The organism is Terrisporobacter mayombei (assembly GCF_020748465.1).
GTDB lineage: Bacteria > Bacillota > Clostridia > Peptostreptococcales > Peptostreptococcaceae > Terrisporobacter > Terrisporobacter mayombei.
The window spans coordinates 1-440 of the sequence record NZ_JAHZMP010000272.1; the positions used below are offsets into that span (position 1 = coordinate 1).

The following is a 440-nucleotide window of genomic DNA, read 5'->3' on the forward strand; positions in this document are numbered from 1 at the left end:
GGCACAAGTAAATGGTGGATACGAAATCACTCCTGAAGAAAAACTTAAAGAAGATATTTACTATATAAAAAATAGGAGTATATTACTTGACTTTAAGATACTCTTTAAAACTGTTAAAGTAGTATTGACAGGAGACGGAGCTAGATAATTTTAAAATATTAGATTACTAATCAATGAAAAAGCTCTTTAAAAAGAGCTTTTTTATTGTCAAAAAATACAAAAAAGAAAAGGAATGAGAACTTATGATTAAAAAAATTTCTACTATATTATCGTTAGTTTTGTTAATCTCTATTTCTAGTACTATGTGGGTATTTGCAGATGCAAAGCCCAAAAGAGAGTTGATAGAAGGGAGTATACCAGAGATTTCGACAGAATTAAATAAAAGAGCATTTAAGGATTCTAAAGAAGTAATTCTTGTAAATGAAGATTCAATTGTAGAT

The 440-nt window shown here is 27.5% G+C and carries 1 protein-coding gene and 1 pseudogene; both read left to right on the forward strand.

What is annotated here, in order from left to right; all coding sequences use genetic code 11:
- A partial coding sequence (locus tag K0039_RS23665; protein ID WP_228106915.1) for a sugar transferase occupies nucleotides 1–148 on the forward strand: 148 nt, incomplete at its 5' end.
- A 94-nt stretch (nucleotides 149–242) separates the two neighbouring features.
- Nucleotides 243–440: pseudogene (locus K0039_RS21530) on the forward strand (cell wall-binding protein Cwp7); the annotation flags it as partial.